Source organism: Pseudarthrobacter sp. GQ63 (assembly GCF_059758765.1).
Map to the genome: position 1 here is coordinate 437,013 of NZ_JCAXEF010000001.1, position 20,183 is coordinate 457,195.

A 20,183-nucleotide genomic window follows, 5' to 3' on the forward strand; every position below is an offset into this window, starting at 1 on the left:
AAAATTTGTAGCCTAGGGTCACCGGTGCCGCTCCTGCAGGGGCGAATCCATCCGGGGCTATAGCTCAGTTGGTAGAGCGCTTCGTTCGCATCGAAGAGGTCAGGAGTTCGAATCTCCTTAGCTCCACACAACGCAGCCCCCGGGCAGGGGATGTGATCTGAAATCCGGTTCGTCAATTGGCCAGATGATCTCCGGGGTTGCCCTGGAACCCCCGGCACCATGGGCCACTTCATTTTATTCAGCCACCGGTTTGCGCGGCCGAGCCTCTTGACCGGTTGTCCCACGCGGTCCACCCCCAACCCCAATGACCTACCTAACGTCTTATCGGGGGCATGGTTGGCTGCCTGGCGGCAGCATTGAATGCCAGACTTAACCCTCACTCAGGCACGACTCTAAGAAGGTCTGTGATGGCGGTTCACGGCCACCGGTTGCGGGATTGGGCGGCCCGGCACGACATTGCGCTTTACCTTGGGCTGGCGTACGTCATTTCCTGGTCCATCTGGCCGCTGGTGCTCCTGAACCCGGAGAGCAGTCCACTGGTGCCCTTCGGGCCGGGGCTGGCGGCGGTCCTGGTTGCTTTCCTCGTGGGAGGCCGCCCTGAGTTGCTGGGCCTTCTGCGCCAGTTCGGACGCTGGCGGGTCAACCCTGCGTGGTACGGCGTGGCACTGGGTATGCCGCTGGTTGCCCCCGGCCTTGCCCTGTGGGCTGCAGTGGCCGCAGGGGCACCGGTTCCGCGCTGGGAGCCGGCTGACTTGCTGCAGGTTGCCGGTTCGATCGTCGTCACGATTGTTATTGTCGGCACCTTTGAGGAGCTCGGCTGGCGAGGGTTTCTGCTGCCGCGGCTGCAACGGGATTACAGCGCGTTGCGGGCCGCGCTGATCATTGGGCTGGCGTGGTTTCCCTGGCACCTTCCGGAACTGGTGTCGGACCCGGGCCAGCGTCCTTTGACGCCCTTTGCGGTGTATATCCTTGCGCAGTCGGTGCTGCTTGCCTGGCTGTACAACAGCACTCAGGCGAGCCTGCCGGTTGTTGTCCTGTTCCATGCCGCCTTCAACAGCTTCACGAAGTTTTTCCTCGCCGACCTGCAGGGCAGTCCCTACCCCTACCTCGTGGCGTGGTGGGTTTTGGCCGGAGTGGTTGCCGTCCTGGCCGTGGCAGCGGTCGCTTACGCCGGCAGCCGCGACCTGGTGAAGGGTGCGCCCAGGCCCGCACACTAACTCCCTGACACGCCCTCCACGGCAACAGTTTCATCGGACTCCACCCGCTTCAGCTTCGCAAGGAGCCGGGCGGTCTCCGCCAATGCGGACCGAAGCCGCGCGTCATCCGCAGACACGGACGCGGCACCCCAGTCCATCGGGGCGGTACCAACCACGAACAGGGTTGTTCCGCGGGCCGCCGCTGCCCCAAGTGCGGCAGCAAAGAGCTCCCATGCTTCCGCCTGTGGACCGGCATCCGATGGCTCAGGCGGCGGAACACCATCAATGACCCACAGCTCCGCCCCCGCTGCGAGGAGGGAATAGTCTTCCCTGGAGGTACCCGGGGCGCACAGTTCGTCGAAGCTGATCCACAGCAGTTCCGGTTCGCAGGCCTTGGCGGCAAAGACGCGGGACCCGGCATGTGCCGCCCGGTGCCGGCCCGGTGGTGGCGGGAAGAGGCCGTATACCGCCAGCTGCCGGCTGCTGCCGGGCACCAGGATGCGGCTCTCGGGGAGGGCTGGCCGCTCCGGCTCGGCGGCCATGGCCTACAGCCAGCCCTTCTTTTTGAAGATGCCGTACATGAGGGCCGCCATCGCGATCATGATGCCAATGGACAACGGGTAGCCCAGTTCCCAGTGGAGCTCAGGCATGTGGTCAAAGTTCATCCCGTACACACCGGCAACGAAAGACGGCGCGAAGAAGATCGCGGCCCAGGAGGAGATCTTCTTCACCTGTTCGTTCTGTTCGGCGCTGGCCTCGTTCTGCCTGTTTGCGGTGAGGGTGCCGTCCAAGGTGAGCGCGTTCTGCAGCAGGTCCCGGAAGGAATCCGCCCGGGAGATCACGCGCTCTACGTGGTCTTCAACGTCGCGGAGGCTGTGCCGCAGGTCCGTTTCCACGCCGTACTTCTCGAATCCGCGTTCAAGTTGGTGCAACATGTCCGGCAGCGGATGGATGGCCCGCTGGAACTGGATGACTTCCCGGGCCAGTTCGTAGATCCGGCGGGACACCGTGGTGTCGCCGCTGAAAAGCTGGTCCTCGATCTCGTCGATATCGTTTTCGAGTCCGGCCACCACAGGTGCGTAGTCATCCACCACGCGGTCCAGCAGTGCGTACAGGACTGCTTCGGGCCCGTGGCGCAGGAGGTCGGGCCGGGCCTCCATGCGGCGCCGCACTCGGGCCACGCCGGCCATCTCTGCATGGCGGACCGTGACCACATAGTTTTTGCCGGTGAAGATATGGAGTTCGCCGAATTCCACGCTTTCGGAGTCGTCAACGTACCGGGCGGGCCGGAGGACCGTGAACAGGCTGTCGTCGTAGCGCTCCAGTTTGGGGCGCTGGTGCGCGGAGATGGCGTCTTCCACCGCAAGGTCGTGGAGGCCAAACTCGCTTGCCACCGCCGCCATTTCCTCAGGCGTGGGCCGGTACAGCCCGATCCAGGCCATTCCACCGTGGTGCGCAAGCATGTCAAAGGTCTGCTCGAGGCTCTCGGGTTCCACGTGGCGTACGCCGTCCACATAGACGGCATTGTCGATGATGGTCATGGGCGCCGGGCCCCGGGCGAGGGGCGTGCAGCCATCAGGACATTCCTCCGATGATCGCACCGGAGACCGCCATCGCCACCAGGTCGTGGCCGGAATCGATGAGGGTGACGGCTGCGGGGCGTCCTGCAAAGCCGTTGTGGATGACGTGGCCGCCTGCGCGGAAGACCAGCCCCATAACCAGGGCGAACAAGCCGCCGGCCAGGGCGTTGTCCAGCCCAAGCCTGGCGATCAGGACAGCCAGCAGGATCGCCGTCAGTGCCGCAGCCACCATCATCGGCAGCCAGATGCCGGCGCCGCCGCCCATGTTCTTCAGGTCGTCCTCCGTCTTGCCGATCGCGGCCATCCAGCGGTTGCCGAGCACTGCAGGCATGTACCAGACAAAGCCGATGGCCATGCTTGCGACGAAGGCGAGCAGCACGGCAAGCCAGTTGATCTGTGAAACGTATGAGAGCCAATCCATTCTGGAAATCCTAGCCGCCCGGCCGTGGTCAGGTGTTGGACGCCCTGGCGAGGCCGCTGATGAGGGGCTCGGTGCGGTAGGGGATGTGGGTGTGCAGCGCCAGGACCGTTTCGGTCCGGATCACGCCCTTGATCCTCAGGACCTGCCGGAGGGAGGACTGGAGGTTGTGGGTGTCTGTGGCCACCACCCGGCACCAGACATCCCCACGGCCCGAGATTTCGTGGACCTCCAGGACCTGGGGTATCAACCGGAGCGCAGCGACCACGCCGTCCAGTTCGCGGTGGGAGACCTCGATGGTCACAAAGGCCACCACGTCATAGCCCACCGCCTCCAGGTCCACCTCGCGGCCGCCGGGCCGCAGCACTCCCGCACGGAGGAGGCGCCGGACCCGGGTCTGGGCCGTGTTCCGGGCTATGCCCAGCGATTCGGCCAGTTCGCCGATCTGGATCCGGGGATCGCGGATCATTGCCAGGAGAATTTTGAGGTCGGTGGGGTCCAACTGGTTCATATAGTCACTCTCAGTCACACACGGACGGCAATATTGATGATCCTGCGCAATTCTTCCACGAAAATCCGATCAAAGGAGCAGCACTAACGCACTCTTAAGGCATCGGATATCCACCCCGCGCCGGACTCCCACAAGGATTTCCACCGCGGTATGAACCAGAGGCGGCATACGATGACGGTCTTCAGTGAACTCCGCATGCGCCCGGCCCCGGCTGCTGCCTCCGCCGGGTGGGATGCATCCACCACAACCCGGCTCGTGATGGCGGGAACCGTAATTTTCACCCTCCTGGTGGGCGCCAACCTGGCAACACCGTTGTATCCCCTCCTGCAGGCCGAACTGGGGCTGTCCACGCTGGGAGTCACAGCCGCATTCGCCAGCTACGTCCTGTCCCTGGTTGCCACGCTGATGCTGGCCGGGCACTGGTCTGACCACATCGGCCGGCGGGCTGCGCTCATCCTGGCCGTCCTTGCAGGACTGGCCGGCGGGTGGCTCTTCGCTGAAGCAGAGACGCTCGCCGCGCTGTGCGCGGGCAGGGCCCTGCAGGGGGCAGCGGTTGCGCTGGCCACGGGTGCCAGTGCCGCGGCCCTGCGCGAACTCCTTCCGTCCCGCCCGGAGTGGGCCTCCCGCTTCACGTTGCTGGCCTCATCCGGGGGAGTGGCGGCGGGGCCGGTCATTGGGGGACTGCTGTCACTCCTCCCGGGCGCCACCACAGCCCCGTACTATGTCCATTCACTGATCCTGGCCGGGCTCCTGGTGCCGCTGTTCCTGCTGCGTGCCCGCCCCGCGATCAGCCTCCCCGCACCCTCCCGGCCGCTGAAGGCCCTCGCGCCGCGCCGCCCTTCCGTGTCCCGCGAGGCGAGGGGAGCCTTCTGGCTTGCCGCCGGAGTCGGATTCCTCAGCTTTGCGGTCTTCGGATTCTGCCTGTCGCTGGCCCCCGGCTACTTTGCGCAGGTGCTGCACACCGATTCCCGCCCCCTGGTGGGCGTCCTGGCCGGCCTCGCCCTGGCGTCCTCCGCGCTGAGCCAACTGCTGACCCTCCGCGGCCGCTACACGGTTCCGGCCGGACTGGCAGTCATGGGCGTGTCCGTCGTGCTCCTGGGGGCGGCGGGAGCGTGGCACAGTCCCGTGCTGCTGGTGGCCGCCGCCCTTGCCGCCGGTGTGGGCCAGGGAACCGCGTTCCGCACCGTCTTCAACGACGTTGCGGCCAGGGTGGAGGCATCGCGGCACGCACAGATTGTCAGCACCGTCTACGTCATCACTTACCTTGGCAGCGCGGTGCCGGTCCTCGGCCTTGGCTGGGCAGCCGGCGTCTTCGGCCTGCCCGCTGCCGTGGCCGGGTTCGTGGGGCTGTGCGGCGGTGCAGCACTGATCCTGTCGGCCGTGACGCTCCGGCTCGCGCTCATCGGGCGGCGCGGGTAGCCTGCCCCGGCACGTTCCGGCAGGCAGGTTCGGGCAGCCCTGCTAATCCGGCAACGGACCGTGATTGCCCTGGATGTGTTCGAACACCAGCGTTGTCTCGGTGTGCCCCACCACGGGGTCCGTAGCCAGGTTGTCCAGCACCCAGTCCCGCAGGTCCTCGGTGGTTGCGACGGCAATATGCAGCAGGTAGTCCACAGAGCCCGAGGTGTGGAAGGTGGACAGCACGGCAGGCAGGTGCGGCACCCTGCCCGTGAATCGGTCAATCTGGTCGCGGTCATGGGCACGGAGCCGCACGGCAACCAGCGCCTGTACGGACCGGCCGATCGCTGACAGGTTGAGCTTAGCCTCGTAGCCCTGGACGATTGCCCGCTCTGACAGGGCGCGGGTGCGCATCAGGGCGGTGGAAGGGGCGATTCCCACCAGTTCCGCGAGCTGCTTGTTGGAGATCCGGGCATCGGCCACCAGGGCCGCCAGGAGCCGCTCGTCAATCGCGTCGAGCGGTTCCAGATGCGCTCCCGGCCTGGCGTTCCTGGCATTCGTGCTCACTGCAGCTCCTCGTGACGATCCTGGGTTTCATCCTAGCCGCGCCCGGCTGCGGTACCAGGTAATGTGCGGTCTGGCCGCCGAATTTCGCGCTGCCGCTTCCCGGGCAGAGAGCAGAATCTTCACGGGAGCACCCTGGTTGACGGAACCGCAGTGCCGCCGTCTTCTAGGCCGCGGCGCGTTCCTTACCGGAATGGACGACGGCGACAGCCGCCGCAGTCAGGCAGGCAAGGACCATGACTGCCGCGGCCAGGGCATTCCAGCCAAGGGACTGGAACACCAGGCCGCCGGCCCAGCCGATGATGCTGGACCCGAGGTAGTAGGCCAGGTTGTACAGCGAGGCGGCCTGGGCCCGGCCGGTGCTGGCAAGGGCGCCGGTCCAACCGGCCCCGATGCTGTGGGCGGCGAAGAAGCCGCCGGTGAACACCACCAGGCCGGCCAGGATCAAGGCAAGGGACTGCGTCAGCGTCAGGGCAAGGCCCGCTGTGGACAACGCCAGGCCTGCAAGCAGGACAGTCCGGCGGCCAAAGCGAAGGGTCAGCCCCGCCGACCAGCGCGACGTGACGGTCCCCGACAGGTAGGCCAGGAAGATCAGGCTGATCAGTGTTCCCGGAAGGCCGAAGGGGTCGCCGGAAAGCCGGAACCCCAGGTAGTTGTACACCGCCACGAACCCGCCCATCATCAGGAAGGCCTGGCCATAAAGGACGAGCAGCCGGATGTTCCGCAAGTGGCCGCCGAGCGTCCGGAACGCCCCACGCAGCCCGGCGGCAGGGGCGGTGACAAAACCCTGGGCCTTCGGCACCAGGATGAGGAAGGCGACGGCGGCGAGGGTGGCAAGGATGGACACCGCCAGTGCCGCCGCGCGCCAGCCCCACAGTTCGCCGGCCGGACCGGCCACCAGCCGTCCGGCGAGCCCGCCCAGGGTGGTACCGGCAACGTAGCTTCCGGCTGCCAGGGCCGCGTGGGCTTTGGTGACTTCCTCGTTGAGGTAGGCAATGGCGATGGCCGGGATGCCGCCCAGCGCCATTCCTTCCAGGAGCCGCAGGGCAAGCAGCATGCCAAAGCTGGTGGACAGCGGAACCAGCAGGCCAAGGACTGTGGCTATCGAAATGCCCCACGCCATGGCCCGGACCCGGCCGATCCGGTCCGCCAGGAAAGACCAGGGAATCACTGTCACCGCAAGTCCCACCGTGGCCAGCGAAATGGTCAGGGCGGCCTCCGCCGCGCTGACCCGCAGGTCTGAGGCCAGGATCGGCAGCACGGCCTGGGTGGAGTAAAGCTGGGCGAAGGTGGCCACGCCCGCGAAGGACAGGCCGGCGAGGATCCTGGCGTACGCCGTCGAGCCCTTTGCATGTCCGTTCCAGCGCGGGGACGGAGTGCTGTCCGGGCGGACGATGTGTGCCATGCGGCCAGCCTAGCTTTTCCCGCATAGATGCATCCAATGCATGCATTGTGTAAAACTGATAGCAATTTCGCATGCTTTTCCCAAGCTCGGCGGCTTTTTCCCAACTAGGTAGCGCCAAGTGTCGTTACGGGTCGTCAAAACGACACTTGGCGCTACCTAGTTGGGCCGGCGGCGAGCAGGAAGGAGGCCGGCCCGTGGAACCGGACCAGAAACAGCTCGTGCAGCTGCTGCCGCTCCTGCCCGTGCTCGCTGAGCTGGGGCGCACCGAGCACGTCACGGAAACCGCGGAACTGCTCGGAGTACCCCAGTCCACGGTGAGCCGCGCCCTGGCCCGGGCGAGCGCCGTCGTCGGTACCGAACTCCTGGTCCGGGACGGCAGGGGAGTCCGGCTGACACCCGCCGCCCGCACCCTGCTGCCGTACATCGAGCAGGCCCTCACGGCGTTCCAGGCGGGACTGGACCTCGTCCGCGACGAGTCGGACGTGGTGCGGGGAAGGATTTCCCTCTCCTTCCAGCACACGTTCGGCGAGGCAGCCCTGCCGCTCCTGATCAGTGCCTTCCGGACCCGTCATCCCGGCGCTGCCTTCACGCTGAGCCAGGGCGCCCGGAACGCCTGCCTTGACGAACTGGCCTCGGGTGAGTCGGACCTGGCACTGACGGCTCCCGTAGCGCCGGCCGGCCGGAACCTGACCTCGGCGCCGCTGTACCGCGAGCCGCTCCGCCTGGTGGTGCACCACAGCCACCCCCTCGCCGCGCAGCCCTCCGCCAAGCTCGCCGATATCAAGGCAGACCCCTTCGTGGCGCTCGGGCCCGGGTACGGCATGCGTTCGCTCACCGATGCGTTGTTCCGCGAGGCCGGCTACCGGCCGCGCATCGCGTTCGAAAGCCAGGACTCGCACACGGTCCGGGGACTGGTCTCCGCCGGCCTGGGCGTCAGCATCCTGCCGCCGGGAGGCGATGCCCCGGGCCGTACCGTCAGCCCAGAAACCGGGAACCTGGGCTGGGTCGAAGTTCCCCTGGACTCCGCCCTGGCGTTCCGCGAAGTTGGCCTGTCCTGGCGGCGGCGGAAACCTGGCTCGGAGCCGGTGCCGGTACGGCTGTTCCGGGACATGGTGGTGACGGAAGGGCCCGGACTGCTGGCCGGGCTGGTGCGGCAGCGGTCCCGCTGACTGGGCCGGAAGACTCGGGGAGGGCCGTCCGCCGCCCCCGCACCATTACCCTTGTGACGTGACCAACACCGAAAATTCCTCCGCCCTCCCCGCCGCCCCGCAGGTTCCCGCATCAACTCCGCCCGGCGGTGTCATCATCGGGCTGGACATCGGTGGCACCAAGACCCACGGGGTCCGCTTCGAGGACGGGGTGCCGGTTGCCGATGAGTCCGCCGGCAGCTCCAACGTGCAGAACGTCAGCCGCGACGAGGCGGCCGCCAACCTCGCCGACCTCTTCTCGCGCATCGGGGGAGGGCAGGTATCCCAGGTCTACGCGGGCTCGGGCGGCATCGACACCGAAGACGACGCCGCAGCCCTGGCGTCCCTGATCCAGCCCCACGTGCCCGGTGCCCGGGTGACCGTGGTGCATGATTCACGCCTGCTGCTGGCCGCCGGGCACGCGAGCACGGGAGTCGCGGTGATAGCGGGCACCGGCTCGGCCGCCTGGGGCAGGAATGCCGACGGCGGCGAGGCCAGGGCAGGCGGCTGGGGCTACCTCCTGGGCGATGAAGGCAGCGGTTACTGGCTTGGCCGCGAAGCAGTGCGGCACAGCCTGGGCCGGATGAACCGGGGACTGCCCGCCGACGAACTCACCACGGCCCTGCTGCAGTCCTGCGGGGTGGGCGACCCCAACCGCCTCATCGCGCTGTTCCATTCACCGAAGACCGGGCGGCGCTTCTGGGCCCAGCAGGCCCGGTATGTGGTGGAGGCCGCGGCAGGTGGCCACCCTGAAAGCCAGGCGCTGCTGGACCAGGCAGGGAAGGACCTTGCCGGCCTGGCGCTGCAGGTGCTGCACCAGCTGGGTATTACCGGCCCCGTGATCCTGGGCGGCGGCCTGGGCATGAACGTGGCACCGCTGCAGCACTCCTTCCGCCGCCACCTGATGGATGCCGGCGTGACAGATATCCGCGTGCTGGACCAGGAACCAGTCTTCGGTGTGCTGCAACTGGTGGCAGAGCAGGCCTGATCCGGTCCGGTCCCTTAGAGCCGTTTCCGGGGCGTCAGCCGGACGCCCGGGAGGGGAGGGGCGGGAATGCGTCCCGCCTCGGGCCCCGCGTCCGGACCGTGGCCGGGGACCAGGCCGTACCGTGCCACAGCCGTTTGCGTTTCCTGCAGGCCGGCCTGGGCTTCCCAGTCGCTCCTGGCCTGTTCCACTTCCTCGTGGGTGCGCCCCACGAAGTTCCACCACATCAGCAGCTCTTCCTGGAAGGGCTCGCCGCCGATGAGGAGGAAGCGCGTCCCGGGGAGTGCCTGCACCTGCAGCTCCGTGCGGCCCGTGCCCAGGTAGCCCAGAGGGCCCGGTGGAACCTCCTGGCCGTCCACCGCCAGGCCGCCGTCGAGCACAAGGATGCCGTGCTCAAACCCTGCAGTGAGCGGCAGCACGGCGGCCCCGCCGCAGGAGACGTCCGCACCCACGATCGGTGAGTACATGGTTGCCGGTGACGTGACACCGGCAAATTCACCCACCATCACCGTGGCGGTGAAGCCCTCCCCGCTGGCACGGGGAAGCTCACGGTGCTGCTCGAATGCCGGTTCCCGGTGCCGTTCACCGCCGGGCAGGGCCACCCAGAGCTGCAGCCCGCGCTGCACCGGCAGGGCTTCGCCGGCAGGCGGAAGCACGGCGAACTCGGAATGGGAGACGCCGTGGCCCGCCGTCATGATGTTCAGTTCACCCGGCCGGACCACAACGTCGCTGCCCACGCTGTCCCGGTGGCGGATGTGGCCGGCCAGGGGCCAGGTTACGGTCTGCAGGCCAATGTGGGGGTGGGGGAGTACGGACATCGCAGTCCGGTCCGGGCCAAAGCTGTCCAGGAAACACCATGCCCCGATGGTGGGCAGGCCACGCTGCGGCAGAGTCCGCTGGACGTTCATGGCTCGTACTCCGCCGAGCGGTACCTCGCGTTGCGGCCACAGCTGAAGGCAGGGTCCGGAACTCCCCTCAGGGGCTGCCGGCGGACATACTTCCTGCTGCGGCACTATTTCCAAGTTGGTCACCCCACCACTTTAAGGCCGGTCTGCCCGCGGCGGAACAGCGTCCCGGGCCACAGCGGTTCCTCGCCGGAACGGTCATTCCCATCCGGCGCGGTCCCGGCTCCGAATGGTTACAGTAGGGATTCCTTTGCCCGGATTCGGGGCGCTGCAGGTGTTGCCGGCCCCGGTTTGGGTTACCGTAACTATCAGCGTGCTGATGACAATGTCGCGGTGCTTTCAGAGGCCGTCCCAGAGAACAGGTGAGTCCGCACCATGGACCAGGCGATGATCGAGTTTCAGAGCGTTACCAAGCAGTTCCAGGGCGGGCAACCGGCCGTGGACAACCTCTCCATGTCCATCGCCAAGGGATCCATCACCGTCTTTGTGGGCCCGTCGGGCTGCGGCAAAACCACCTCGCTGCGCATGATCAACAGGATGGTGGAACCCACCTCCGGGGCCATCACGGTGGACGGCCGGGACGTCACCTCCGTGCCGGCGCCCGAACTGCGCCGCTCGATGGGGTATGTGATGCAGTCGGCCGGGCTGCTGCCGCACCGCTCCGTGCTGGACAACATTGCCACCGTGCCCCGGCTGAACGGCGTGTCCAAGGCCGACGCCCGCCGGCGCGCCGAGGAACTCCTGGACGTGGTGGGCCTGGCCCGGCCACTCGCCAAGCGATACCCGTCCCAGCTGTCCGGCGGCCAGCAGCAGCGCGTGGGGGTAGCCCGTGCGCTTGCCGCCGATCCACCCATTTTGCTCATGGATGAGCCGTTCAGCGCCGTGGATCCCGTGGTCCGCGACGAGCTCCAGCAGGAGCTGCTGCGGCTCCAGAAGGACCTGGCCAAGACCATCGTCTTTGTCACGCACGACATCGATGAAGCCACCGTCCTGGGCGACAAGGTGGCCGTCTTCGCGGTGGGCGGAAAGCTTGCCCAGTACGCCACGCCGGAGGAAATCCTCCGTGCCCCGGCAAACGACTTCGTGGCCTCCTTCGTGGGACGGGACCGGGGATTCCGGCACCTTGGCTTCACCTCTTCCGACGGCGTCGCCCTCCACTCGGTGCCGACGATCGTCCGCGGCCGCAGCGGCTCCGGAACCGATCCGGACGCAACAAGCGGCTGGCAGCTGGTGGTGGACGAAGAGATGCGCCCGCTGGGATGGTCCACGCCCGGCACCGCCACCGGCCTCATTCCGGGAGGTTCGCTGTTCCGCCCCGGGGAAAGCCTGCGCCGCGCACTGGACGCGGCGCTGTCCTCGCCGTCGGGCCTCGGCGTCGCAGTGGATGCGGAGGGCCGGGTGCAGGGTGTCATCCGGGGCGGAGAAGTACTGGCCCTCATTGAAGAAGCACGCCAGCTCCGGCAGGCTGCACTCTGATGGAGTGGTTCCTGGCCAACATCGACATGGTCCTGGAACGGTCCGGCCAGCACCTGGTGCTTGCCCTCGTCCCCATGGTCCTGGGACTGGTCATCTCCCTTCCCCTGGCGCAGCTGGCCCGGCAGAACCGGGCCCTCCGCTCGGTGGTGCTGACGGCCTCCTCGCTGCTGTACACCATTCCCTCACTGGCACTCTTCATCATCCTTCCCACCATCCTGGGCACCAGGATCCTGGACCCGCTCAACGTGGTGGTGGCCCTGACCATCTATGCGGTGGCACTCCTGGTCCGTGCCGCCCTGGACGCTTTCGACTCGGTGAGCGAGGACGTGGGACAAGCCGCTGTGGCCATGGGATACAAACCGCTGGCCCGGTTCCTGCGGGTGGACCTGCCGCTGTCCCTGCCGGTGATGTTCGCCGGGCTCCGGGTGGTGTCCGTCAGCAACATTTCACTGGTCAGCGTGGCAGCGCTGCTTGGCATCGGAAACCTGGGCATGCTGTTCACATCAGGGCTGCAGCGGGGCTTCATCACGGAAATCGTGGTGGGGATTATTGCCATCCTTGTCCTCGCCCTGCTGATGGACGCTTTGCTTGTCCTGCTGGAACGGCTCCTCACGCCGTGGGAGCGGGCAGGAAAGATCCGCCCGGGACTGGTGCCGGCGGCTGAGGGGGACCGGGCATGAGCAACGTTTTCACCGACACCTTCGCCTGGCTGGCCGATCCGCTGCACTGGACCGGCGCCGCCGGAATACCCGCCCGGCTGGGAGAGCACCTCCAGTACACCGGCCTGGTCATGCTGATCGCTGTTGCCATTGCCGTCCCCGTTGGCATGTACGTCGGCCACACGGGCAGGGGAAGGGTTGCCGTGGTGGCGCTCGCCGGTGCGCTGCGCGCCCTGCCCACCCTGGGGCTGCTGACACTCTTCGTGCTGCTCGCCGGGATCGGGCTGATGCCGCCCATCTGGGCGCTCGTTATCCTCACGGTCCCCCCGCTGCTGGCCGGCACCTATGCCGGAATTTCCAGCGTGGACCGCAACGTGGTGGATGCCGCCCGCGCCATGGGCATGACCGAACTGCAGGTCCTGTTCCGGGCAGAGCTGCCCAACGCCCTGACCGTCATGTTTGGCGGCTTCCGGACCGGCGTGCTTCAGGTCATCGCCACCGTCTCCGTGGTGGCCTACATCAACCTGGGCGGCCTGGGCCGCTACCTTTTCGACGGCCTGGTCCTCAGCGACTTCCCGCAGATGCTCGGCGGCTCCCTGCTCATCGCAGCGCTCGCCATCGCCGTCGACCTCGTCCTGTCCCTTTTCCAGAGGCTGTTCCTGGCAACAGGCGCCTCTGGCCAGTCCCGCCGCAGCCAGCAGGCTGCGGCCGATCTCACAGACCCCGTCCTAACGGAGGCTGTGGTACAAGGAGGTAAATCATGAAGGAAAGCCGTCCACACCACCTCGGCAGGCGGGCATTCAGCGGGCTCGCCGCCGGGCTCGGCCTGGCCATGGCATTGTCCGCGTGCGGAGGATCCTCCGATCCGCTGAGCAACGCGCCGGCCACCACCGGAGCAGCCTCCGGGGAAGCGACGTCCCTCGTCGTCGGCTCGGCTGACTTCCCGGAAAGCCAGATCGTGGCGGAACTCTACGCAGGAGCCCTGACCGCCGCCGGCATCAACGCCACCACCAAGCCGAACATCGGCTCCCGCGAGGTGTACATCAAGGCCGTCCAGGACGGATCGGTGGACGTGGTTCCGGACTACACGGGCAACCTCCTGCTGCACGTGGACAAGGAAGCGTCCGAGGAGTCGGCGGACGACATCGCGGCGGCCCTGCCGGAGAAGCTGCCGGACGGACTGGCGGTGCTGGAACCCTCCAAGGCCGAGAACAAGGACGCCATGGTGGTCACCAAGGCCACGGCCGAGAAGTACCAGCTGAAGTCCCTTGAGGACCTGGCCAAGGTGTGCAGCGAGATCGTGGTGGGCGCCCCCGCCACCTTCGCCGAGCGTGCCTACGGGCTGCCCGGCCTGAAGGAGAACTACAACTGCGAGCCGAAGAAACTGGAGCCGTTCAGTGACGGCGGCGGTCCCGTGACGCTCAAGGCGCTCCTTGAAGACCAGGTGCAGGTGGCGGACATCTACACCACAACCCCGTCCATCGCCGACAACGATCTTGTGGTCCTTGAAGACCCCAAGAACAACTTCATCGCCCAGCAGGTGGTCCCGCTGTACAACGAGGCGAAGATGACCGACACGGCCAAGGAGGCCCTCAACTCGGTGTCCCGCATCCTGACCACCGAGGACCTCATCAACCTGAACCGTGCCGTCAGCGGCAGCCAGAAGCAGGGTGCCAAGGAAGCGGCGGACGCGTGGCTCAAGGAAAAGGGCATCGTCAAGTAGGACTTCCTACCTGACCACAAGCAGTACGACGGCGGCTGCCGGACTTCCAGAAGTCCGGCAGCCGCCGTCGTCCGTTCCGGGTGGCGGCGCGCGCACCCTGTGGCTGACGTCTCAACGGCCGTCCATCCTTCCTGTGGCATATTTGAGGAATGGCAGAATTCAGGCAGTCCACCAAGCTCAACAACGTCCTTTATGACATTCGTGGGCCAATCCTCCAGGCTGCCCAGCAGATGGAGGCGGAGGGGCACCGGATCCTCAAGCTGAACATCGGAAATCCCGCGCCGTTTGGCTTTGAAGCGCCGGACGCCATCCTCGTGGACATGATCCGCCACCTGCCGCACGCCCAGGGCTACAGCGATTCCCGGGGCATCTTCTCCGCACGGACCGCCGTCTCGCAGTACTACCAGACCCGGGACATCCAGAACATCCACGTGGATGACATCTACCTGGGCAACGGCGTCAGCGAACTCATCACCATGTCCCTGATGGCCCTGCTCAATGACGGTGACGAGGTCCTGATCCCCACCCCGGACTACCCGCTGTGGACCGCTTCCGTGGCGCTGGCCGGCGGCAGGCCCGTCCACTACCTCTGCGACGAGGAAACGGGCTGGCAGCCGGACCTGGAGGACATGGAAGCCAAGATCACGCCCCGCACCAAGGGACTCGTGGTCATCAATCCGAACAACCCCACCGGCGCGGTCTACCCGGAAGAGACGCTGAAGAAGATCGTCGCCCTCGCTGAGAAGCACGGCCTGGTGGTCTTCGCCGACGAGATCTACGAAAAGATCCTGTACGAGGACGCGGTCCACATCAACCTGGCCAAACTGACCGGCGACGACGTCCTGTGCCTGACGTTCAGCGGCCTGTCCAAGGCGTACCGGGTATGCGGCTACCGGGCCGGCTGGATGGCCATCTCCGGCCCCAAGAAGGATGCGGCGGACTACCTCGAAGGCATCAGCCTGCTGGCCAACATGCGCCTGTGTGCAAACGTTCCGGCCCAGCATGCCATCCAGACGGCCCTGGGCGGGTACCAGAGCATCAACGACCTGATCCTGCCCGGCGGGCGCCTGCTGGAGCAGCGCAACAAGGCCTACGACATGCTCAACGCCATCCCCGGCGTGAGCACCCAGCAGGCGCGGGGCGCACTCTACCTCTTCCCGAAGCTGGACCCCGAGGTGTACCACATCCGCGACGACGAGAAGTTCGTCCTGGACCTGCTGAGGGAACAAAAGATCCTGGTGTCCCACGGCAGGGCCTTCAACTGGGTCCGCCCGGACCACTTCCGCATGGTCACCCTGCCCAACGTCAAGGACATCGAAGAAGCGGTGGGGCGGATGGGGGACTTCCTCAGCAGGTACCAGGGCAACTAGCCTGTGTTCACGGGCGCTTCGGTCCCGTGGAACTTCGCGAAAGGATTTCCCATGTCCGGCGCCACAGGCTTTGATCAGCACCCTTCTGAGACCCTGCGGGCAGGGAAGGGTTTTTCGCTGGCCGACGTGGACCCTGATTCCACGCCGGGCTTCAAGGGCACCAAAGAGGACGGCCAGGCACTGCTGGCGGAACTCGACGATGAACTGGCGCAGCTGCAGGAAAAGCTGTTCGCCGAGTCCCGGTTCGGCGGGCGCAAGCGCATCCTGCTGATCCTCCAGGCCATGGATACCGCGGGCAAGGGCGGCATCGTCAACCATGTGATGGCCGCCATGGATCCCCAGGGTGTGCAGTTCAAGGCCTTCAAGGCTCCCACGGATGAGGAAAAATCCTACGATTTCCTGTGGCGGATCGAAAAGGAAGTACCCGCCGCCGGGATGGTGGGGGTGTTCGACCGTTCCCACTACGAGGACGTCCTGATCCACCGCGTCCACCGCTGGGCCAGCCCGGAGGAGATCAAGCGCCGCTATGTGGCCATCAACGAGTTCGAGGCCAGGCTCAGCGGCTCCGGAACCACGGTGATGAAGGTGATGCTCCACATTAGTGGAGAGGAGCAGAAGGAGCGGCTGCTGGCACGGCTGGACAACCCGGCCAAGCACTGGAAGTACAGCCGTGGCGACCTTGACGAGCGGGCTTTCTGGGAGGACTACATGAATGCCTACCAGGCGGCCATTGATGAAACCAACACCGCGAACGCGCCCTGGCACGTGGTCCCCGCCAACAAGAAGTGGTTTGCCCGGATCGCCGTCCAGCAGTTGCTGCTGGGTGCACTGAACGGAATGGACCTTCAATGGCCCAAGGCTGAGTTCGACGTCGCCCTGGAACGCGAGCTGGTAGTGCGGTCCTGACGCTTCCTTTCAGCCTGCGGCCGCGGGCCTAGAGCGGCTGGTCGCGGGCAGCTGCCAGCCGCTTCCGGGCGCCTTCCAGCCATTCCTCGCACCGTGCGGCCAGGGCCTCGCCGCGTTCCCACAGGGCCAGGGATTCTTCAAGGCTGGCGCCGCCGGCCTCAAGCTTTCCCACCACAGCGATGAGCTGCTCACGGGCTTCCTCATAGCTCAGTGCCTGGATGTCGGCCGCTGGTTTCTGCTCAGTCATTCAGTTCTCCGGTTTCGGTAATGGGCTGTTCAAGTGTCCCGGTGGAGGTTGCGCCGAAGCGGCCTTCAGCCACGCGGATGGACAGGGGCGAGCCGGGCGGAGCTTCGGCCGGGCGGCGCACCACGGCATGGCCGGCGGTGCCGGCTTCTTCCGCCCGCCTTGCGGCGAGTTCGACGACGGCGTACCCCCGGTCCAGCGTCTTCTGCGGTGACAGCGCCCGCACCTGGGCTTTCAGGTGCTCCAGCTGGTCGGCCGCGCGGACCACGGAGGAGCTGACGGCGGCGGAGGACCTCCGGAGCAGCCGCTCAATTTCCTCGGACCGGATGGTCACGAGTCCTTCCGGCGCTGCCAGCACCGGCCGTGAATGGAGGGACGCCAGGCGGTCCGCTTCCCTGTCCACCAGCCGTTCCATGCACCGGCGCAGCTGCACCCTTGCCTGGCGCACACCTGCCAGTTCCTCGGACACTTCCGGGACAATCCGCTTGGCGGCGTCCGTGGGCGTGGAAGCCCGCAGGTCCGCGACGTCGTCCAGCAGCGGACGGTCCGCCTCGTGGCCGATGGCGCTGACCACCGGGGTGGCGGCGGCGGCCACGGCACGGATCAGTTCTTCGCTGTTGAAGGGCAGGAGGTCTTCCAGGGCGCCGCCGCCGCGGGCGATGACGATGACATCCACTTCGGGCAGGGCGTCCAGGTCGCGGAGGGCGCGGACCACCTGGGCCACCGCGGTGTTCCCCTGCACGGCCACCTCCCGGATTTCGAACTCGACTGCCGGCCAGCGCAGGGCAGCGTTGCGCAGGATATCCTTCTTGGCGTCGGAATCGCGGCCGGTGATGAGGCCGATGCGGTGCGGCAGCAGGGGCAGGGGCTTCTTGCGGGAGTCCGCGAAGAGCCCTTCGGCGGAGAGCGCCTGGCGCAGCCGCTCGATACGGGCCAGGAGATCGCCCAGGCCCACAGGCCTGATGTCCCTGACCAACATGTTCAGCCGGCCGGTCTTGAGCCAGAACTCCGGCTTCAGCAGGGCAACCACGCGGGAGCCCCGCTCCAGCGGCAGGTTCTGGCGTTCCAGCACCTTGGTCCACACGGAGGCGGGCAGCGACACCTCGGCGTCGACATCCCTCAGGGTGAGGTAGGCGTTGGTGCCCCGGCGGTTCAGCTCAATAACCTGCCCTTCAACCCACGCAGACGGCGTACGGTCGATATGGGCTTTGAGCTTCTGTGACAGCAGCTGGAGCGGCCACGGGTTGTCCGGGCTGGTTTCGGCAGCAGTGGCAGGCAGCGTGGTGGGCGCCTCGAGCTGCTGGCCGGGGACCGGAAGCGACGCCTGTTCAGACATGCGGACGCTCGTGGCGGGCTGTAGCTGCGGGCATGGGGTCCTTCGTCCGTTGGTCGGCTGGTTGTTTCGTCGCTGGCTGGAAATGGGCTGGTCGGAATAGCGCTTTGAAATAAGAGCTGGTTGGAATAAAGCCGGTTGGAATTTAAGCCGGTGGTGGCCGGCGGTCATTCAACCTTATCCATAAGCTCTACCACCACGGACTGACAAGGGTGCCGCCCCGGGCCCCGCCTAGGATGGGGTGACCCCCGCCAACATGAAGGATTCTCCGTGCGTAGTTTTGTTTCCGCTGCCGCCGCCGTACTGGCCGTGCTGCTGGCCGCCGTCGCAGTCCCCGCCATCTGGCTGGACCGCAACATCGTCCAGGAGCAGGGCTTCGTTGAACTGGCGGCTCCGCTCGGAAGGGACCCCGGGTTCCAGCAGCAGCTGGCCGTGGCAGCGGTGGCAACCATCGACACCAGCGCCGTTCCAGGGTTCCTTTCGGACCTGGTCCAACCGGTGCTGGAGGACGCCGCGTCCGCGCTGACCGCCCTGCCGGAGTATCCGGCCGCATGGGAGGAAACCCTGCGCAACAGCCACCGGCTGAGCTTTGCCAGTCCGGCGACGGACGACGGCGGATCAGCCCCGGCGTCGTCCCTCACCCTTGACGTCGCTCCCTTGGTGTCGCTGGGGGCCGGGGAAATTTCACGCACCACGGGGTTGCCCCTGGATCCGCCGGACCAGACCCTCATCAACGTGGGCCAGCCTGAGCACAAGGAATGGACCGAGAGGCTCACCACCTATGCCCCCGCCGGCTACCTTCTGGCCGGAGGGTCGGCGATCGCTCTGCTCCTTGCCCTGGTGGCGGCGAACCGGCGCTGGACAGTAATTGCCGGCGCAGGAGCAGGCGCGCTGCTGCTGGCGGCTGCATGGACCCTCGGCTCCGGGATTGCCTCCGCTGCCGCTGTGTCCGCGGACAGCGGAAATGAGGTTGCCAACATGTTCAGGGATGAGTTGGTGGCGGCGGCCGCAGCAGATTTCCGGGGCTGGACCATGGCAGCGGCCGCCGGCGGCGGTGCGCTGCTGCTCCTGGGCCTGGTGGCCGGGTTCGCCACGCGAAAGCGGGCCCGGGCAAGCCGGTAGCATGGAGTAATGACCCCCTCAGCTGTTTCCCTTTCGATGCCCACCATCCCGCGTAGGCGCCGCTCACCTGAGGAAGTAGCTGCCGCAGCCCCCGTCTCCGGAACCAAGAAGGTGCTGCTCGCTGCTCCCCGCGGTTACTGTGCCGGCGTTGACCGTGCGGTCATCGCCGTCGAGAAGGCCCTGGAACACTACGGTCCTCCGGTGTACGTGCGGAAGCAGATCGTCCACAACGTGCACGTGGTCAGCTCCCTGGAGGAACAGGGTGCCATCTTCGTCGACGAAACGGACGAAGTGCCCGAAGGTGCCCTGGTCATCTTCTCGGCCCACGGAGTATCGCCTGCAGTGGTCCAGTCCGCCGAGGACCGTGGCCTGCGCACCATTGACGCCACGTGCCCCCTGGTGACCAAGGTCCACAAGGAGGCCGTCCGGTTTGCCAAGGACGATTTCGACATCCTGCTGATCGGCCACGACGGCCATGAGGAAGTCGAGGGCACGGCGGGAGAAGCGCCGGAACACATCCAGATCATCAACGGCCCGCATGAGGTGGACAAGGTAACCGTCCGGGACCCGGAGAAGGTGATCTGGCTTTCCCAGACCACTCTCAGCGTCGACGAAACCATGGAAACGGTCCGCCTGCTCAAGCAGCGGTTCCCCACCCTGCAGGATCCGCCCAGCGACGACATCTGCTACGCCACCACCAACCGCCAGGTGGCCATCAAGAAGATCTCGCCGCAGGCAGACCTGGTGATCGTGGTGGGCTCAGCGAACTCCTCCAACTCTGTCCGGCTGGTGGAAGTGGCACTGGAGTACGGGGCGAAGGCGTCCTACCGCGTGGATTTCGCGAACGAGGTTGATGAGGCCTGGTTTGAAGGCGTCGCCACTGTCGGCGTGACATCCGGGGCATCAGTCCCGGAAGTCCTGGTCCAGGACGTCCTGCGCCTGCTGGCCGAGTACGGCTACGGCACCGTGGAGGAAGTTGTTACGGCCGAGGAGGACCTGCTCTTCTCGCTGCCCAAGGAACTCCGGGCAACACTCAAGCAGGCCGGCGACGTCAGCCGTGCCCTGGGCGGACGCCGCTCGCGCGACTGACCTGCACACGGCCGAGACCGCGCAGCCCGCGGTGCGTCAGCCAGTGACCGCGTATCTGATCTTTGTGGACGTGGGCCCGGCACCTGCCGGGCCCACTTTTTTGGTGCCTCTT

Annotated in this window: 21 protein-coding genes and 1 tRNA gene; 13 read left to right on the forward strand and 9 right to left on the reverse strand. The window is 66.7% G+C overall.

The window, feature by feature from the left end; genetic code table 11:
* The first annotated feature begins 53 nt into the window (after positions 1–53).
* Together AC6CHP_RS02160 and AC6CHP_RS02165 are read left to right on the forward strand one after the other, a co-directional pair.
* Positions 54–126, forward strand: a tRNA-Ala gene (locus tag AC6CHP_RS02160).
* Between the two features lie 281 nt (positions 127–407).
* Positions 408–1,217 carry a CPBP family intramembrane glutamic endopeptidase gene (locus AC6CHP_RS02165; RefSeq protein WP_377194658.1) on the forward strand — a complete coding sequence of 270 codons (810 nt, stop codon included), beginning with the start codon at positions 408–410 and terminating at the stop codon, positions 1,215–1,217.
* On the opposite strand, the gene AC6CHP_RS02170 is transcribed toward AC6CHP_RS02165, so the two are convergent.
* Genes AC6CHP_RS02170 through AC6CHP_RS02185 form a run of 4 tightly spaced genes read right to left on the reverse strand, consistent with a single transcriptional unit; the run spans position 1,214 to position 3,705 of the window.
* Positions 1,214–1,738, reverse strand: coding sequence for a hypothetical protein (locus tag AC6CHP_RS02170; protein WP_498228061.1), 525 nt, complete (start codon positions 1,736–1,738; stop codon positions 1,214–1,216). The two genes, AC6CHP_RS02165 and AC6CHP_RS02170, sit on opposite strands and share 4 nt — an antisense overlap.
* Before the next feature lie 3 nt (positions 1,739–1,741).
* On the reverse strand, positions 1,742–2,737 hold the full coding sequence (gene corA / locus AC6CHP_RS02175; RefSeq protein WP_104185100.1) for a magnesium/cobalt transporter CorA: 996 nt from the start codon (positions 2,735–2,737) through the stop codon (positions 1,742–1,744).
* 34 nt (positions 2,738–2,771) lie between these two features.
* Entirely contained in the window at positions 2,772–3,197 is a 426-nt protein-coding gene (locus AC6CHP_RS02180; RefSeq protein WP_188727571.1) for a DUF1761 domain-containing protein, read from the reverse strand.
* Between the two features lie 28 nt (positions 3,198–3,225).
* Positions 3,226–3,705 carry an Lrp/AsnC family transcriptional regulator gene (locus tag AC6CHP_RS02185; protein ID WP_188727573.1) on the reverse strand — a complete coding sequence of 160 codons (480 nt, stop codon included), beginning with the start codon at positions 3,703–3,705 and terminating at the stop codon, positions 3,226–3,228.
* A 171-nt stretch (positions 3,706–3,876) separates the two neighbouring features.
* Here AC6CHP_RS02185 and AC6CHP_RS02190 point away from each other — a divergent pair, with 171 nt between their 5' ends.
* Positions 3,877–5,124, forward strand: coding sequence for an MFS transporter (locus AC6CHP_RS02190; RefSeq protein WP_377194654.1), 1,248 nt, complete (start codon positions 3,877–3,879; stop codon positions 5,122–5,124).
* Between the two features lie 42 nt (positions 5,125–5,166).
* On the opposite strand, the gene AC6CHP_RS02195 is transcribed toward AC6CHP_RS02190, so the two are convergent.
* Both AC6CHP_RS02195 and AC6CHP_RS02200 read right to left on the reverse strand, forming a co-directional pair.
* Positions 5,167–5,670 (reverse strand): Lrp/AsnC family transcriptional regulator, encoded by a 504-nt coding sequence (locus AC6CHP_RS02195; protein ID WP_498228065.1) that lies wholly within the window; start codon positions 5,668–5,670, stop codon positions 5,167–5,169.
* Between the two features lie 163 nt (positions 5,671–5,833).
* Entirely contained in the window at positions 5,834–7,072 is a 1,239-nt protein-coding gene (locus tag AC6CHP_RS02200) for an MFS transporter (protein ID WP_498228067.1), read from the reverse strand.
* A 194-nt stretch (positions 7,073–7,266) separates the two neighbouring features.
* Here AC6CHP_RS02200 and AC6CHP_RS02205 point away from each other — a divergent pair, with 194 nt between their 5' ends.
* Both AC6CHP_RS02205 and AC6CHP_RS02210 read left to right on the forward strand, forming a co-directional pair.
* Complete coding sequence (locus tag AC6CHP_RS02205; protein WP_498228068.1) at positions 7,267–8,241, forward strand: LysR family transcriptional regulator; 975 nt, start codon at positions 7,267–7,269, stop codon at positions 8,239–8,241.
* A gap of 58 nt (positions 8,242–8,299) precedes the next feature.
* Positions 8,300–9,247 carry an N-acetylglucosamine kinase gene (locus AC6CHP_RS02210; protein ID WP_427117525.1) on the forward strand — a complete coding sequence of 316 codons (948 nt, stop codon included), beginning with the start codon at positions 8,300–8,302 and terminating at the stop codon, positions 9,245–9,247.
* Positions 9,248–9,261: 14 nt separating this feature from the next.
* Here the strand turns inward: AC6CHP_RS02210 and AC6CHP_RS02215 are convergent, their stop codons facing one another.
* Positions 9,262–10,275, reverse strand: a complete 1,014-nt coding sequence (locus AC6CHP_RS02215) for a pirin family protein (RefSeq protein WP_498228069.1) — start codon at positions 10,273–10,275, stop codon at positions 9,262–9,264.
* A 249-nt stretch (positions 10,276–10,524) separates the two neighbouring features.
* Here AC6CHP_RS02215 and AC6CHP_RS02220 point away from each other — a divergent pair, with 249 nt between their 5' ends.
* From AC6CHP_RS02220 to AC6CHP_RS02245, 6 genes are all read left to right on the forward strand, one after another.
* Positions 10,525–11,625 (forward strand): ABC transporter ATP-binding protein, encoded by a 1,101-nt coding sequence (locus AC6CHP_RS02220; RefSeq protein ID WP_498228070.1) that lies wholly within the window; start codon positions 10,525–10,527, stop codon positions 11,623–11,625.
* A complete protein-coding gene (locus AC6CHP_RS02225; RefSeq protein WP_188809693.1) occupies positions 11,625–12,305 on the forward strand; it encodes an ABC transporter permease in 681 nt (226 codons plus the stop codon). Before AC6CHP_RS02220 ends, AC6CHP_RS02225 begins: the two co-directional genes overlap by 1 nt.
* Entirely contained in the window at positions 12,302–13,048 is a 747-nt protein-coding gene (locus AC6CHP_RS02230) for an ABC transporter permease (protein ID WP_104185091.1), read from the forward strand. The genes AC6CHP_RS02225 and AC6CHP_RS02230 overlap by 4 nt, the downstream gene beginning before the upstream one ends.
* Entirely contained in the window at positions 13,045–14,007 is a 963-nt protein-coding gene (locus tag AC6CHP_RS02235; RefSeq protein ID WP_498228071.1) for an ABC transporter substrate-binding protein, read from the forward strand. The genes AC6CHP_RS02230 and AC6CHP_RS02235 overlap by 4 nt, the downstream gene beginning before the upstream one ends.
* Before the next feature lie 149 nt (positions 14,008–14,156).
* On the forward strand, positions 14,157–15,377 hold the full coding sequence (locus tag AC6CHP_RS02240) for a pyridoxal phosphate-dependent aminotransferase (RefSeq protein ID WP_066277595.1): 1,221 nt from the start codon (positions 14,157–14,159) through the stop codon (positions 15,375–15,377).
* Positions 15,378–15,428: 51 nt separating this feature from the next.
* Positions 15,429–16,283 (forward strand): polyphosphate kinase 2 family protein, encoded by an 855-nt coding sequence (locus AC6CHP_RS02245; protein WP_427117521.1) that lies wholly within the window; start codon positions 15,429–15,431, stop codon positions 16,281–16,283.
* Positions 16,284–16,311: 28 nt separating this feature from the next.
* On the opposite strand, the gene AC6CHP_RS02250 is transcribed toward AC6CHP_RS02245, so the two are convergent.
* Together AC6CHP_RS02250 and xseA are read right to left on the reverse strand one after the other, a co-directional pair.
* A complete protein-coding gene (locus AC6CHP_RS02250; protein ID WP_066277590.1) occupies positions 16,312–16,530 on the reverse strand; it encodes an exodeoxyribonuclease VII small subunit in 219 nt (72 codons plus the stop codon).
* Positions 16,523–17,863, reverse strand: coding sequence for an exodeoxyribonuclease VII large subunit (xseA, locus tag AC6CHP_RS02255; protein ID WP_498228072.1), 1,341 nt, complete (start codon positions 17,861–17,863; stop codon positions 16,523–16,525). The genes AC6CHP_RS02250 and xseA overlap by 8 nt, the downstream gene beginning before the upstream one ends.
* Positions 17,864–18,130: 267 nt before the next feature.
* Here xseA and AC6CHP_RS02260 point away from each other — a divergent pair, with 267 nt between their 5' ends.
* Positions 18,131–18,982: a hypothetical protein gene (locus tag AC6CHP_RS02260; protein ID WP_188727589.1), complete on the forward strand. Its 852-nt coding sequence runs from the start codon at positions 18,131–18,133 to the stop codon at positions 18,980–18,982.
* A gap of 9 nt (positions 18,983–18,991) precedes the next feature.
* On the forward strand, positions 18,992–20,071 hold the full coding sequence (locus AC6CHP_RS02265; protein ID WP_066277584.1) for a 4-hydroxy-3-methylbut-2-enyl diphosphate reductase: 1,080 nt from the start codon (positions 18,992–18,994) through the stop codon (positions 20,069–20,071).
* The last annotated feature ends 112 nt before the right edge of the window (positions 20,072–20,183 follow it).